Source organism: Cerasicoccus frondis (assembly GCA_031296915.1).
GTDB lineage: Bacteria > Verrucomicrobiota > Verrucomicrobiia > Opitutales > Cerasicoccaceae > Cerasicoccus > Cerasicoccus frondis.
In genome coordinates this window covers 225,159-240,245 of the sequence record JAVDPC010000006.1, presented here as the reverse complement: position 1 = coordinate 240,245, position 15,087 = coordinate 225,159, and the positions used below count along the sequence as shown (strand labels likewise).

Sequence of the window (15,087 nt, the reverse complement as noted above, 5' to 3'; positions counted from 1 at the left end):
AATCACGGGCTTCCAGCCCGCTCAATCAAAGCCGCCTTGCGCTGCATCCAATCTCTACCCCACCTGACTCGGCAAATCTAGATGAAAAGTGCTCTAGGGACAGCCGGCTCCACCTTGCCTTTCAATTGAAGCACTCACCGCGTGGCCGCCAACACCTGGAACTTCGAGCCGAAGCCGCTGGGGTGGATCAGTGATTGCAGCTGGCGGCGGTTTTCGGGGTCCGTGCTGAGGCGTTCGATTTCGGTCCAGCCACGCTTGACCAAAAACGCTTCCTGCCGCTCGTAGGGCAGGGGCGCGAAGCCCGACGCTTTGAGCGCCGCCTCGATGCGGTCCCAGCAAACGTGGGTCGTGAGGTCCTGTTGGCCGGGCAGGGCGAGGAGCTCGTTATGCTGCTGATGCTGAAAATACGCGCGCGCCGTGCCTTGCGGGGTGACGGTGGTCAGCTCGGGCCAGCCCTTGCCGTAGTCGATCAGGATAATCGCGCCAGACCAGTTTCCCGCGGCCCATTGTTGGACGAGCGTTTCGGCCTCCAGCGCGATGTCGAGCCGGTAGCCGGGGAGCGATTCCGCGGGCAGGGCGTCTGCGAGCAGAGTTTGAGCGGGCTCGCTGAATTTATCCAGCGGGACTTCGCGCAGTGTATCGCCATCGACCGCCACGCCCCATTCGCGCCACGCTCCTTCGTGGAACTCGAGGCGGTGGAAGGGCTGGGCGTCGAGGATTTCGTTGGCCACGAGCACGGTATGCGGGTCGGGCTGGAATTCATGGCCGAGCGGGAAAGTTTTTACCGCGCCAAAGCCGGTTTCGACGCCCGCAAACATCCCCCCCTCGGGCTCGGCGCCGATCTCGGCCAAGGTAAACTCTGCCGAATCTTGCGGTGCAATGAGCTGACGCGCGGCTTCGGCGATCACGCGGCCAAAGACGTTGCCCACGGAGACGGAGGTGTAGAAGTCCGTGCCCTGCGCCTTGCCCACGCGTTGGCGGTCGCGCCGGTAGTAGCCCTCGGCCTCGTGGTAGAGCGCGAGGCGCGAGAAGTCGGCGTAGCTCAGGCGCCCCCCGGCGTCGGCCGCGTCGCGGAAGGCGGAAAGGAGTGGGGCGGGAATGGTTTCGCGGGTTGCCACGGCGCCAAAGATTGTTCCTCATGGAGGCTCGCGCAAGCATTGGCGCGGAAGTTTTTTTACGATGAGATACCTGGCGATTGAAAGTTCGTGTGACGAGTCGGCCCTGGCGTTGTTTGACAGCGAGGCGGGGATGCTGGGCGAGTGGGTGCACTCGCAGATCGCGCTGCATGGCGAATACGGCGGCGTGGTGCCCGACCTAGCGAGCCGCGAGCACGTCCACAATTTCGGGCCGCTGCTGGCCAAGGCGCAGGCCGACGTCGCGCTGGAGCCGGTGGATAAGATCGCGGTGACGACGGGCCCTGGACTCGCTGGCTGCCTAGCAGTCGGGATCGCGGTGGCCAAGTCGCTCTCGACGGCCTGGGGCGCGCCGCTGGTGTCCGTCAACCACTTGCGCGGGCACGCGTTTTCGCCGTTCATTGCGCTGCACGCGGAGGCCCCCCAGGACTTCGAAGCGAACTTTCAAAAGCTGCTGCCGCATCTTGGCTTGCTGGTCTCGGGCGGGAACACGGTGTTGTTTTTAATCGACGAAAAGCGCTGCATCCGCCTACTCGCTCAGACGGTCGATGACGCCGCTGGTGAAGCCATCGACAAGGGTGCCAAGCTGCTCGGCATGCCTTACCCGGGCGGCATTCAGATCGAAAAGACCGCCGCCAAAGGCAAGACCGGCCGCTTTGAGTTTCCCACCGGCATCGCCAAAAGCACGGATTTCCGTTTTAGCTTTTCGGGGCTAAAGACTAGCCTGCGCTATCAGCTCGAAGCGATGACCGATGACGAGCTCGCCGGCGCGTTGCCCGACATTTGCGCGGACTACCAGGTGGCCATCGTCCGCCAGCTCGTCAACAAAACGCGCCACGTGCTGGCCAAGACGAAGGTCGCCAGCATCGGGCTCTCGGGCGGGGTCGCCAACAACACGCTGCTGCGCGAGGAGATGGAGACGCTGGCCTACAAAAAGCGCCTGCCAGTGCTCTTGGCCCAGCGCAAGCACACCGGCGACAACGCTGCGATGATCGCGTTTGCTGGCTGGCTAGACCCGGAGTCGCTGGAGCAACCTATCGGCAGTATGACTTTTGATCCATCTGTGCCCTTGGCATTAGCCTAGCTGTTAGTACTGCGCATTAACTTGACTATTCTACCTAAGATACTTAATTTTGTTGTCAGGAAGGCAAAACTCTTCCAACTATTATAGAGATTATGGCCGAAACTAACGTGAAGAAGTTGTCGAAGAACGAAACGATTAAGGAGAACAGTAACTTTCTCCGGGGCACGATCCTGGAAGGATTGGCCGATGTCAGCAATGGAGCCTTGTCCGACGATGATGGTCAGCTGACGAAGTTTCACGGCATCTACCAGCAGGACGACCGCGATGTGCGTAACGAGCGTCGCAAGCAAAAGCTGGACAAGGCGTTCAGCTTTATGGCGCGCGTGCGTGTGCCGGGCGGCGTTTGCACCCCGCATCAATGGCTCGAGATGGACCGGATTTCTGATGAGTTCGCCAACGGCACGCTGAAGCTCACCACGCGCCAGGCCTTTCAGTTTCACGGCATCATCAAGAGCAACCTGAAGCGCTCGATCAAGGAGATCAACGACGCGTGCCTCGACACCATTGCGGCCTGCGGCGACGTGAACCGCAACGTCATGTGCAACCCGAATCCTTACCAAAGCGCCGTCCATGCAGAGGTGCAAAAGCTGGCTGAGGACATCAACACGCACTTGACCCCCGCCACCCGCGCTTACCACGAGATCTGGCTCGACGGCGAGAAGCTGGAGTCCAGCGAAGAGGACGTCGAGCCCATCTACGGCAAGACTTACCTGCCGCGCAAGTTTAAGACTGTCATCGCCGTGCCGCCGAGCAACGATGTGGACATCTACGCGCACGACCTCGGCTACATCGCGATCGTGGAAGACGACAAGCTTGTCGGCTACAATGTGACCGTCGGTGGCGGCATGGGTATGACGCACAACAACAAGGCGACTTATCCGCGTGTTGCGCAGATGCTCGGCTTCATCAAGACCGAAGACGCGATCAAGATTGCCGAAGCCGTGGTGACCACACAGCGCGACAACGGCGACCGTAGCGACCGCAAGCACGCCCGTCTGAAATACACTGTGGAAGACATGGGCCTCGATGCCTTCCGCGCTGAAGTTGCCAAGCGTTCCGGCGTGACGATTGAGGAAGCCCGCGACTTTACCTTCGAACACACCGGCGACCGTTATGGCTGGGTGAAGGGTATTGACGACAAGTGGCACCTGACGCTGTTCATCCAGAACGGTCGCGTGCTCGACACCGCTGATTTCCCGATGAAGACCGCTTTGCGTGAAGTGGCGAAGATTCACACCGGCGACTTCCGCCTGAGCGCGAATCAAAACCTCGTCATCGGCGCGATCTCGGAAAAGTCGAAGCCCGCGATTGAAAAGATTTTGAAGGATGCTGGCATCATGGACCGCCTGAACACCAGCGGACTGCGTCTCAACTCGATGGCCTGCGTGGCTTTGCCGACTTGCGGTCTCGCCTTGGCCGAGTCCGAGCGCTACCTGCCGGACCTGATCACCGACATCGAAAACATTCTCGATGAAGCTGGCCTGCGCGAAGACGAAATCGTCATCCGCATGACGGGTTGCCCGAATGGTTGCGCTCGTCCGTTCCTCGCGGAAATCGGTTTCGTTGGTCGCAGCCCCGGTAAGTATAACCTCTACCTTGGCGCCAGCTTCACCGGCAACCGTGTGAACAAGCTTTACCGCGACAGCATCACCCACCAGCAGGTGCTCGACGAGCTCAAGCCAATCATCCTTCGTTACGCCAAGGAGCGCAATGAAGGCGAGAAGTTCGGCGACTTCACCATCCGCGCAGGCTATGTGAAAGCAGTCAACGATTCCAAGACCGAGTTCTGGATCGAAAACTAGGCAGCGTCCCGCTGCACTGGTAGATTTGCGCAGTGCGCAAATGAGCTTTTAAAACGAAGCAGCCCGTTCGATGTGAACGGGCTGTTTGGGTGAAAAGGTCGGGCGCAGTCTCCTGACAAGCCGAAGCGTAGGAGTGGGAGAACTACTTTTGTTTACGCTCAGCCCAAACCAAGCGGCTGATCTCATTGAAATAGCCAGCTTTGAGCAATGCCCATTGCACGCCGCGTTTGCCGTCACGCCAGCCGCCCATGCCGAACAGGCAACCGAAGAAAAATACCGGGCCCAGTAGGGGAGTGCCCATCAGGCGGTATTTGATTTTCTGGAAGGTGCTCCACTTACTTTGCAACGCAGAGTTATCCTTGATTGCCAGGTAGCGATGGGCTTCCCAAGCGGCGTAATCGGCATGTTTCTTTTTCCAATGGTCGAGGCCGCGCAGATCGCGATGGTCGATCTTCGCATGGATTTCACCTGTGGTCCCGTCGAGTACTGGGTGCTCGTGGATTTCCATATCGAGTTGGCTCCAACGATTTTCGTCGATACGTTCATACTCGCCGACGCCCACTCGAAACAGCGCGAGCTTCTTCAGCGGGTAGCCTCCCTTGAGTGGTTTGCCTTCAAAATAGATGGTGTAGTTGAGCCAGAAGCCGACGTGCTCAGTAGTCGCAAGTGCTGCGCGGACTTCGGCTTTAAAGTCTTCGGTCAGCCATTCGTCGGCATCAAGGAAGAGGACCCATTTGGTAGTCGGAGGGTGGTTACGGAGCAGCCAATTGCGCTTCTTCGGAAATTTGCCATCCCACTCGAAATTGATGACCTTGGCGCGATGCTCTTCCGCAATCGAAATGGTGCGGTCGGTGCTGCTTGAATCCACCACAATGCTTTGCATCGCAAAGTTATTACCCAGCGCCTTTAATGCTTCGCCCAGATTGCGCTCTTCATTGCGCACTGGCAGCACGACTGTCAGGTCAAGTGGGCTCATGCTTGTAGGAATTGAATTAAGTCGTGAGTCGCGCGTTCCATTGAAAAATGGTCTTCGTAGCATTTCTGAGCAGCCCTGCTCATCTCGGATCGCTGCCCTTGGTCTAATTCTAAAAACTGGCTCAGCAATTCCTGAGTGCCTGAGAGATCATCATTAGCGACGATGCCAGCCTTCGCTTGTTCGATTTCACGCCAGATATTCACTTTATTGCTAATGAGGACCGGAGTGGACATCGCCATTGCTTCGGCTACTACAATGCCGAAATTTTCTTGATGTGATGGCAGTACCATCGCGTCGGCATTCGCCAGCGCGCCCCACTTTGCGGCGCCACTCAGCATGCCAACGAAATGAATTTGCGGGTCGTCAGCCGCCATTTGCTTTAGCTGATCGGTGAATCGAGTGTCCTGTTCCGGACCTGCCAAGATCAGGTCCGGCAAAGATTTTCGAATAGATTTGAGCGCCCGATAGGCATTAATCAATAGGTCCGCGCCTTTCTTTTCGTGTAAGCGTCCCAGGTAAAGCCAGTAACGCGCACCTTGCTTTGCAGGACAAAGTTTACTCCATTCTGCCTGATATTGTTCCTGTGAGAACTCTGGTCGCTGTGTGCCGTAGCCGATCACTCTCTCATGCGCGCGGTATAGCCAGAAGGATTTCCGTGCGAGGATTTTTTCCTTCTCAGAAGTGAACAGTACGGCCTTCGCATCGCGAAGAATCCGATATTCTCCCCAAGGCCAATAGAGCCATTTCTTCAGGTGCTTGAGTGGATAAGTTCGCTTGAACCAAGGGTCCAGCATGCCGTGGGTGTATACATAATACGGCGGCGCTGTTTTCCCCAGACGTCGGCAATGGCGCCAGACTGCAAAGCCATGGTATTGCCAGATGCCGTGCACCAGTACCGCATCGAATCGCGGTAAGTTTTTGGTGAGCCATTGGTCCAGGTTGGGACAAAATCCGTAACCGCTTTTGCTTGGACCAAGGGCAATGAATTCTCCTGGAAGATCGATTCCACTGACATCGGCAGGTGCATCCAAACTAATATGCGTCACCTTGTGGCCATCTCGTGAGATAAATTTCGATGAGTTGATTATCCCGTTGATTGGGCCGCCAATCTTTGGGTTAGCCGAATGGATGATGCGCAAAATTTTCATGCTGTATGCTCTGCAATGGCATGCCGATAGAAATCGATGTAGGCTTGGATCATGGCGTCTGCTTGGAAGCGTTGTGCATTGATTAACCCGTCAGCTCTTAGGACGCTCAATCGTTGTGGATCATTCAGGAGCTCTATGATTTGCTGTGCTGCAGTGTCTGAGTCATTAGGATCGATGAGAAGGGCAGAGCTACAGTTTGAGCGCAAGGGTTCGATGTCGGATACGGCTACTGCGCATCCACAGGCTTGTGCTTCCAGAGGTGGCCAGCCGAGGCCCTCGGCCAAAGAGGGAAATAGAAACAAAGTTGCTTTGGAATACAAAGCTTGTAGCGTTTCGTTTGCCGGCCGAACGGCTAAGGCTACTCGGTTTTCGTATCCCTCGAGGGCAAGGCGTTGTTGATCGCTTAGTGCTGCGCCTGCCAGCACCAGGCCCAGCATCGGTGTTTTTGCCAAAATCTTTATCGAGATTTCGATGACGCCGTCACGGTTTTTATACCAGCTGTTGTTGCCTACATGCAGTAGGAACTGATCCGGCAGCGGATTGCCAGCGAGTGTCTTCAGATTTGCAGACTTTAGGAAGTGCTCTGCGTCTGCTCGAGGCAAGGGCGCATAGCGAAAGGGAAGTGCGGAGGGTATCACCTGCGCATGTTCTCTGGTTTGAGCAGCGAGCTGTGTTAGGTCATCCAGTGTTGCTTGCGAGACGCAGGCAATGGCTTTCGCATTTTGCAAATGCTTGAAAATCCAACGCTGTTGAAGTCCGCCGATCTTGGATTTCTGTTGGCCGGGGATTTGGCCCAACCAGGTTTTGATCGCAAACATATCATGACAAGTCACGACGGTGGCTACATCATTCAGATAGGGTAGGTAAACTGCATTTGCATGGTCGCAGATATGAACCAGCTCAGGGCGGGCTTCTCGTAGCTGTCTTTTTAACTCCAAAGGCCCGTAGACGTATTTATCCATGTAGCCCCGCCATTTGCCGATCCCTCGATGCGTGTTCTGATTGCGTCCGTGGCGCACCGATGGTTGAAACACATCGACGGTGTGTCCTGCTTCAAGCAAGCCCTCGGACATCAGCGTGCAAAAGCCAAGCATGCTGAATTGGCGATCTTGCGAGTAGTTGCCGAGTAGGAGTATTTTCACGCGTTGGCTACTGCGGATGAAATTTGCTCGCGATAACGTTGCCAAGTGATTTCTTGGGCGACTATTGGCGCTGCTTGCTGCATGGTTTGAAGCAGCGCTCGATTTGTTTGCAATAACTGCAGCTTTTCGGCAATTGATTCAGGCGAGCGGATTGGAACCAAAAATCCGGCTTTTTCATCAGCCACTAAGTCCGCAGCGCCAGCATTAGCGGTGACGATGATAGGCAGCCCGCAGGCCAAGGCTTCTTGCTGCACAAGCGCGCGTCCTTCCACCAACGAAGGCAATACGAAGACATCGCAGGATTGCATGAGCTCTAACACTTCTGCATGTGGCCTTGTGCTGTGGTAAGTGAAATTATGGCATTGAGATTTATAGAAATCCAAAGGAGCCGCAAGACTGCCCATTAGGTGTAGTTCGAATTGCTCTGGATTAAGCAACTGCATGGCAGACATGAGATCCGCAAGACCTTTACGCTGCGTTAGCGTCCCGGCAAAAAGAACCTTCAGCTTTTTATTCGCTGTCTTATCGAACCGGGAAATTGCTGGTGAGCCGAATGGAATGATATGCAGTTGCTTACTGCGTCTGATATTCTCTGGAATAGAATCAGCGACGAATTGGCTAGGGCAGATAATGATATCTGCAAGCTCTAGCTCTAGATCTTTGCGATCTGTTTTTTCTTTCGAATCGATTACGGTCTTTAAAGTTGCTCGCCACTCTGGCAGTCGTTCCGCTTCTTCTTCTAATATCTGGCGTCCTGTTTTCCAGTGTGCAATGGGTAGATCGTAAATGCATTTCCAGCCTAATTCATTTGCACGTTGGAAAATGCTCAGTGCGCCATCTTCATAAGCGTAGACACGGTCCAGGTTGCTCACGCTGCTCATTGATTGAGCCACCTTGGCGTCAAAGCTGCGATAGCAGGCGTCCACACTGGCCCAGCCAGTTTCATGACGCAGTAGGCTTTGCCAATTTAGACGCTGCGCGAGTAGGCGAACCAGTTCTCGTTGAGGATGCAGCCGTAGGTAGTTGAAGAGACTGTCTGGATACGAACGACGCGCAATGTCTCGGAATCCTGGCAACAGGGATAAGCGTTGAAAGCAATTGCGGTGGCATGAGGCAATGCTAAGGTGCAACTCGCCCAATAATGCATTTTCCTGCAACGCGATAGCTGCTTCACGCACAAAGTTATTTCCAGTGGGATGAGCCAGGAGAGTCTTCATTTTACCGATAACTGGCGATAGAGCTCTGGGTAAAAATCGAGCGGAAATAAATGACGTTTTAAGGACGCAAAGCCTTCCTCCGATCGATGCTCATATTCGGCTTCATTCATGTTGACTGCTGTTTCGATTGCCGTAGCCAAATCATTGACGTCTCCTGGTTTGCAGAGAAGTGCATGACTACCTGCGGACTCGGGAAGTCCACCATCGCGAGTCGCGATGACCGGAATGCCGTTCGCTCTGGCTTCGAGTGGCGTTAGGCCCATATCCTCCATCGTGTGAGGAGGGGCAATTAGCCATCGGGAGCCGCGAATAAGTTCACGCTTTCGATTTTCTTCGACGAAGCCGTGAAGGCTGATGTTGCCGGGCGAAGTGGCTGCCAGTGATTTGATCTTATTGCGTAAAGGCCCGTCTCCCACGATATGCAATGGCCAGTCGAGATGCGGGATTCCTGCTTTGGCATAGGCTTCAAGGAGCGTCTCAGCGCCTTTGTTTTCAATAAGTCTGGAGACAAACACGAAGCCCTGACGCGGTGCTAACGGAGCAAAGTCATAGGTTAATGAAGATACGGTGGGAACAACTCGATCTGCGTCGCCAGTCGGCATGCGCCATGATTTTTGAACAAATTCTGAATTGTATAATCGAATATGCGCCAAGCGTGCTCCCAGCTTCCAAGACAGTGTGCGGAGGGCTGGCCGATTATAGAGATGATTGTGTATTGTTTGAACTAACTTTGCACCGCAAAGTCTTGAGAAAACGGAAACGTCAGGAGAGGCATTTTGTGTATGCACGATGTCTGCCCTTGCAATTGAGCGCAGTAGTTCGCGGGAAAATTTTGAAACAATGGAATGCCGGAGACCGCATGCTTGGAGAATTTCGTTTAAGCGTTCATCGATGCGACTTTGGCCAACAAGCTTGAAGCAAAGCTCGACACTTACTTCTGGCAACGTGTTTAAGTAACGGCCTAGCTCTAGCACGAATGCTTCTATGCCGCCGTAGCTACCCATGGTTGGCGAGACTATTAAAACCTTTAACATGTGCTTCAACTCGGATGCAGCAGTAACTCTAATTGCATCTTGGCGACTTTGGGTAATTGAGCGGAGATAATGAATGTCGGCGGTCTTTCGAGTGTGCTTTGGGCTAGATCATCAATGGCGATCAATTGTCCGTCAGGAAATTGGCCCGGACAGATACCGATGGATCGTTTCGATTGAAAATGCCCAATGACTGGTTTTCCACGCTCAAGGAGCGCCAGGGCCGAGCCACTTTTCCCAATGCCTTCTAAGGGGGTAGTCGCCAGGCCAAAATGCGCATCGAAGATGTGTGCATTTATTTCGGTAGTCGATAGCTCTCCTAGTCGCTGGAACGATAAGCGCTGAAGCGTGCTTGACTGAAAGGCTGCCCAAGCGTCCTCGCCACGATCAAGACGGCCAATTGAAATTATCTCTGCCGTTCTCTGCGCTTGAGTTAGTTTATACTCGAGTTGACTGAAGAAACTTTTTGTTGGGAAGTCAGCTGCTATGCGGCCAAAAATGATAATGCGAAGCTTGGTCTGCTCTGTCTCCTGTTTTAACGGTACGGAGTCAGTTGGTGGTTCGAGGGGAATGTTGCTGAAGAGTGGGAGTAAGTTTACGGGTTTGGTAGTAATCGACTGAAGCCGCTCACGGTAGTTGGGGTTGCTAGTGCTAATGCTGGTTGCCTTGGTCAGTAGGCGCTTGAGTAGCTGCTTTTGAAGTGCTCCCAATAGCCTCTCTTTCAAGCCGCTCTTGTGACTGATGCCGCACCAAAGCTCATGGCACATCCAGTGGGTAGGAATTTTATGGAAACGTGCGTTGAACGCCGCAAGTAAGGTTTGAGGAAGACCTTTGGAATGATAGGCAAACGGGACATACTGAAGAACAATGTATTGCGGGCTCTGTGCTCGGATGAATTCAGCAAGGCGTTCCAGTCGAGTATTGACTGGGAGTTTCTGGCTTATGCGTAGCGCTTTTACGTCAAGTTGTAACTCTGTCTCTACGTTGTCTACCTGCTTGTCTGCGAGCGAGACCATGCTGGCGGTGTGTCCCGTTTTCCTAAATTGAGAGGCAAGTAATCTGGTATAATCGCCTACGCCATCTTGGCCTGGCTCAAGCGAGCCGCAAATGAACACGATGCGTGCAAAGTCACTCATTGCGGTTTGGCTAAACGGCCGAGTTTATGCTGCAGATAAGGCATTAGGACCAACTGCGGATTGCGAACCGCCATCCTCCAATGATTCAGCCGTTTCCTCATGCTCATCGGTGCCGGCGCTGGAGGTTGCCAAGGTGAATTGAAAATGCGCTTCCAGCATTCACTCGTTTCAATTGCGCAGACATCCTGCAAGGTTTCAGACTTAGACTGGTGGTGGAAACGGTAAAGCCCGAGGAATTTATTTACCTGTAAAATTGGGTGCCTTTTGTAAATGCGGCAGAAAAAATCCAGATCAAGAGCAAAGCGAAGGCTTTCATTGAAACCACCTAACTCTTCAAAAACTTCTCGTTTCCAGAACGCGGTTTCGGAGTTGATTGTAAACCGGCAGGTGTGGTGGTCGAACGGTTTGGCGGAGCTCCACCCTGACACTCGATCGTCCGTGTCAATTAGGATGCGCTGTCCGTAGACAAGCATAGCATCTGGATTTCGTGCAAAACAATTCATCACGTGGCTGATGGTGCCGGGAGCAAGCATGTCGTCGCTATTCAAGAATGACATATACTTCCCCTTGGCGTGTCTGGCGCCTTCATTGACGGCTGCTGACTGACCGTTGTCACGGTGAGATCGCGAGTAGCTCAGCGCATCCTGATAGTGCTCAATGATCTGAGCGGAGTCATCTTGGCTGCCAGCATCGAGGACCAGGCATTCGACTGCAGGGTAGTCTTGGCAAAGCACCGAACGTATGGCGGCCTCAAGATAATCGCCTTGGTTATAGCTCGGAATAATAACGGATACGAGTGGTGTGTCTGGTGGTGTCGCATGTGTATTAACCGAGCGTTTAAATGGCCAGGCGCCGCGTTGTCGTCGAACTGGTATGTTAGTTGGCATTGTGTCTCATTTTTTGAGATGCATAGACATCTAAGGTGTGTTCGACATGGGTAGTTAATTCGAATTGTGCTTTTGCAAGTGAGCGCGCAGCACGCCGCATTGCTTCTTTCTCATGATCCTGAAGGAGTAGGAATTGGCTGATGGCTTGCCGGAATTCATCGGAGTCTAGCCTGCTTGTAGTAATCCCGGTTTGGCCGGTCTTGACCATTTCACCGATGCCGCCGATATCGTTTGCAACGACAGGCGTTCCACATGCCATGCTTTCTTGTATGATCAGGGGGAGGTTATCTCCACGAGATGCAAATAAAAGCAAGTCAGCAGCATTGTATGCACGTCGTTTCTCGTGGTCTGTGGTGAGTTTGCCTAGGGCAGTGACGGGTATTTGCTTATCAATGCGATGTGTGATATCTCCACTGCCAAAGGTTAGCACTTGCAGCATATCTGGATGCTTTTGAGCTGCCCTGTTTATCGCTTCGCAAAGTATGCCTTGAGGTTTTCTTGGATCGTCGAGGCTTGCGCTGGCGAGGAGGAGCGTTACGCGATTGGGCGAAAGTCCAAGCTCGGCGGCATCGGCTGATCGATCTCCGGGATAATAGCTTTTGGTGTCCAATCCATAAGGCAGCACAGATAATGGTTGCTGGCCAGCCATACTGACCTTGACGCAATCTGCCAACCACCTACTTGGTGTGATGAAGTGCAACGAAGCCTTGTCGTAGACGCGGCGCTTCAATTGCCATTCAAGCGCCGTAAAATCGTGTTTCACGCCGGGATATGTCTCAAGATGAGGGCAACGTCCGCATCCGCCTTGCCAGCGATCACAGTCTTGACTAAACGCGCAATGCCCGGTGATTGACCACATGTCGTGCAAGGTCCATATCACTGGTTTGCAGCGTGTCAGTCGCGGCAGCGCCAGCAGGTTAAAATACGATGGATGCAGGTTGTGGCAATGTATGATGTCGACTGCCTGTAGAGAAGGATGACTCGCCAGTGAAAAGGTCTGTGTTTTCGTAGGACTGATCGTTAATGAGTGTCTGAATGGCCATTCGAGCAGACGATCAAGCTGACGTTGAGGGAGAATTGAGTAGTCGCCTTGGCAATCTGTCTTATGTGCGGTTTTGACTAGCCAGCTTACTTGGTGATTGGCTTTACGTAAACCGTCTGCCAGTCGTTCTGCGGCTATGGTTGCGCCACCTCCGCTACTGCGAGTGAAGTTAATGAAGAGAATCCGCATTCGCGTAAGAATTCAGACATGCTTCATGGGCCTTTAGCAGGATTTTCTCGTAGCTATCGACCATCGCAGCGAGGGTATGCGGACTGGATTTTATTGCTTCATATGCTTTGTAATGCAAAGTAGATTTGTTCTCAGACTCCGCAAGCCGATCAATTAGCGCAGCAGCAGTGTGGGTGTCTCCAGGCGTAAATAGATGCTCTGGAAACCAGTGCTCTAAAAGAGGGAGTAACCCACCGCAGCCTCTCGATGAGATTGGAATGCAGCCGCGCGCCATGGCCTCCATTAGTGCCATGGGAGTGCCCTCATAGTCAGAGAGGAGCAGCATCGCATCCATCTGTTCCATCTGCTGCAGCAAAGCGCTTTGGCTTAGTTTTCCGGTAAAGTTTACACGAACTCTTGGCGCTTTCTGAGCAATCTGAGTGCGTAAGTTCTCTAGTTCGCTTCCGACGCCTGCCACCGTTACATCAACATTTTTTTCCTGTTTTAGTAGGGCCAGTATTTCTGGCAGGTCGAGCATGCGCTTCTGCTGTTGAACGATGCGTCCAGCCAGTAGAATGCGAAGTGGTCCAGGCTTACGATCCCGGATGCTGAGGGGGATGCGAACACCATTCAGAATGAGTTCGGTGCGAGGCGATAAATCTGGGCATTTTGCATATACCATGTCCAGCGCTCCCTGGCTAACTGCGACACAGGCGTCCCAATGGGCATGATATTTGAGCATGGAGCTTGCATTGCCGTCATCTGCGGCGTGAATCACACCCAATTGAAAAAGCCCTGGCGTGTTTGGCATCCACAATCCACCTAAGTGACCTGCAATGAGCGTTGCGGGCAGAGCATTTTTGATGTGAGAGTGCGCGACTTTGGTGACTACGCGCCGATAGTAAGGAGTCCAACTTCGTCGGCGGGGATAAAAAATACGTCGCCATGCGGCTGGTCCAGAAATATCGATGCACTCACTGCCCTGAGGGATGGTCAGCGTACTCTGAGGCTGTGCGCCAAACCGCAATATTTTTACCTTAAAACCTTTGGTAAGTAATCCTTCAGCCAGTGCGCAATGCAGGGTGTCGACGCCGGAAACTGCAGCCGCATCGACACCAAAGATGACTGTGGGTGAAGTTGCGTTCATGCCGCGTGATTGGGGGGAGTAATGGCGAGTTCAAGCGAAGCCAGCTGTTTGTTAATATACTGCTCGGTCAACTCGTTGGCAGCATGGCTCATTTCAATTAAACGAGGGACGTCATTGATTAACTCTTCGATGGCGTCTCTCATTGCCGTAAAGTTTTCTACAATCACAGCCGCTTGGCCGGAAGCTGGTTCAAGCCCTTCGATTCCAGCTGGCGTTGTGACAAGCGCCCGGCCAAATGAAAGGGCTTCCAAGCTCTTTATTTTCAGTCCCGTTCCACTGAGAAGTGGGTTTATCACGAGGTCAGCAGCAGCATATGCCTGCGACAAGTCGTCGACGAAACCGAGCAGCTCAATGCCTGGCGCTGGCTTTAACTGTGAGCATACTCCCCCAACGATTTTCAGGCGTAGTGTGGGGTATTGAGCATGTAGATTACACCAGCACTCATTGATGAATTGCTGAAAATACTGAGTGTTAATGGCATTGTTAGATCCAACAAGCAGCATGGTTTGCAATCTATGGGGTGTCGCTTGCGGATTAGGTTGTAAGAAATGGCCTACGGTTACGACTGGGCGTGATCCCTGTAGTATTTGAGTTAGCATAGCCTGCTCGTGATCCTGGATCGCAATCACCATGTCCGCCCTTTGCAGTCCCTTTTGTTCTTCCGCTTGATTGGTGAAAAACCAATCCACCTGCATTCCGTTACGCTTAAGCATCGTATGCCGGTCAGTGTAGATATCGTGGGTGTCGATTAGTTTATGTACTGAGTTAGGGAATACGTCGAGGGCAGCCGAGAAAAATACGTACTCTACCATGACGACATCGAACTGGAAAGCGCCATGAAGATCTCGTAGTAACTGATTGAGTTGCTCGTCGTAAAATTGGTCTATGGTCTGCGTGAGCCAGCCATGTTGAACTATTTTGCGTGAAACGCGATCTGGAATCGGTATTCCGTGAAAGCGATATTTCCGCCACGGTTTCTTGTAGTTGTAAGCATGAAAGCATTTACCCCAATGCCGCTGCATCGCTTCGGTGTCACCTGGGCTATAGGATACATGAAGGAAATGGACTTCATGGCTGAGTTGCTGAAGCGTCTCTAACAGGTTTAAAATTCGTATACAATTTCCAGCGAGCGTTGGATGTGTTGGCGTCGGACTGATGACGAGAATTCGCATCG

The 15,087-nt window shown here is 53.2% G+C and carries 13 protein-coding genes; 2 read left to right on the top strand and 11 right to left on the bottom strand.

What is annotated here, in order from left to right; all coding sequences use genetic code 11:
- Positions 1–134: 134 nt before the first annotated feature.
- Entirely contained in the window at positions 135–1,118 is a 984-nt protein-coding gene (locus RBB63_RS07345) for an SAM-dependent methyltransferase (protein WP_309382638.1), read from the bottom strand.
- Between RBB63_RS07345 and tsaD the strand changes: the two genes are divergently transcribed.
- On the top strand, positions 1,099–2,217 hold the full coding sequence (tsaD, locus tag RBB63_RS07340) for a tRNA (adenosine(37)-N6)-threonylcarbamoyltransferase complex transferase subunit TsaD (protein ID WP_309382636.1): 1,119 nt from the start codon (positions 1,099–1,101) through the stop codon (positions 2,215–2,217). The two genes, RBB63_RS07345 and tsaD, sit on opposite strands and share 20 nt — an antisense overlap.
- Positions 2,218–2,309: 92 nt before the next feature.
- Complete coding sequence (locus RBB63_RS07335; RefSeq protein ID WP_309382634.1) at positions 2,310–4,019, top strand: NADPH-dependent assimilatory sulfite reductase hemoprotein subunit; 1,710 nt, start codon at positions 2,310–2,312, stop codon at positions 4,017–4,019.
- Positions 4,020–4,161: 142 nt separating this feature from the next.
- On the opposite strand, the gene RBB63_RS07330 is transcribed toward RBB63_RS07335, so the two are convergent.
- From RBB63_RS07330 to RBB63_RS07285, 10 genes are all read right to left on the bottom strand, one after another.
- Complete coding sequence (locus tag RBB63_RS07330; RefSeq protein WP_309382631.1) at positions 4,162–4,995, bottom strand: glycosyltransferase family 2 protein; 834 nt, start codon at positions 4,993–4,995, stop codon at positions 4,162–4,164.
- Positions 4,992–6,143: a glycosyltransferase gene (locus RBB63_RS07325; protein WP_309382629.1), complete on the bottom strand. Its 1,152-nt coding sequence runs from the start codon at positions 6,141–6,143 to the stop codon at positions 4,992–4,994. The genes RBB63_RS07330 and RBB63_RS07325 overlap by 4 nt, the downstream gene beginning before the upstream one ends.
- A complete protein-coding gene (locus tag RBB63_RS07320; protein ID WP_309382627.1) occupies positions 6,140–7,216 on the bottom strand; it encodes a glycosyltransferase family 4 protein in 1,077 nt (358 codons plus the stop codon). The genes RBB63_RS07325 and RBB63_RS07320 overlap by 4 nt, the downstream gene beginning before the upstream one ends.
- 65 nt (positions 7,217–7,281) lie before the next feature.
- Positions 7,282–8,502, bottom strand: coding sequence for a glycosyltransferase family 4 protein (locus RBB63_RS07315; RefSeq protein WP_309382625.1), 1,221 nt, complete (start codon positions 8,500–8,502; stop codon positions 7,282–7,284).
- The gene (locus RBB63_RS07310; protein WP_309382623.1) at positions 8,499–9,536 is read right to left on the bottom strand and encodes a glycosyltransferase family 4 protein; all 1,038 of its coding nucleotides are present in this window, start codon (positions 9,534–9,536) and stop codon (positions 8,499–8,501) included. The genes RBB63_RS07315 and RBB63_RS07310 overlap by 4 nt, the downstream gene beginning before the upstream one ends.
- A 5-nt stretch (positions 9,537–9,541) precedes the next feature.
- Positions 9,542–10,669 (bottom strand): glycosyltransferase, encoded by a 1,128-nt coding sequence (locus RBB63_RS07305; protein ID WP_309382621.1) that lies wholly within the window; start codon positions 10,667–10,669, stop codon positions 9,542–9,544.
- Entirely contained in the window at positions 10,666–11,556 is an 891-nt protein-coding gene (locus tag RBB63_RS07300; protein WP_309382619.1) for a glycosyltransferase family 2 protein, read from the bottom strand. Before RBB63_RS07300 ends, RBB63_RS07305 begins: the two co-directional genes overlap by 4 nt.
- Positions 11,546–12,787 carry a glycosyltransferase gene (locus RBB63_RS07295; protein WP_309382617.1) on the bottom strand — a complete coding sequence of 414 codons (1,242 nt, stop codon included), beginning with the start codon at positions 12,785–12,787 and terminating at the stop codon, positions 11,546–11,548. Before RBB63_RS07295 ends, RBB63_RS07300 begins: the two co-directional genes overlap by 11 nt.
- Entirely contained in the window at positions 12,768–13,913 is a 1,146-nt protein-coding gene (locus tag RBB63_RS07290; RefSeq protein ID WP_309382615.1) for a glycosyltransferase family 4 protein, read from the bottom strand. The genes RBB63_RS07295 and RBB63_RS07290 overlap by 20 nt, the downstream gene beginning before the upstream one ends.
- Positions 13,910–15,085: a glycosyltransferase gene (locus RBB63_RS07285; RefSeq protein ID WP_309382613.1), complete on the bottom strand. Its 1,176-nt coding sequence runs from the start codon at positions 15,083–15,085 to the stop codon at positions 13,910–13,912. The genes RBB63_RS07290 and RBB63_RS07285 overlap by 4 nt, the downstream gene beginning before the upstream one ends.
- Between the last annotated feature and the right edge of the window lie 2 nt (positions 15,086–15,087).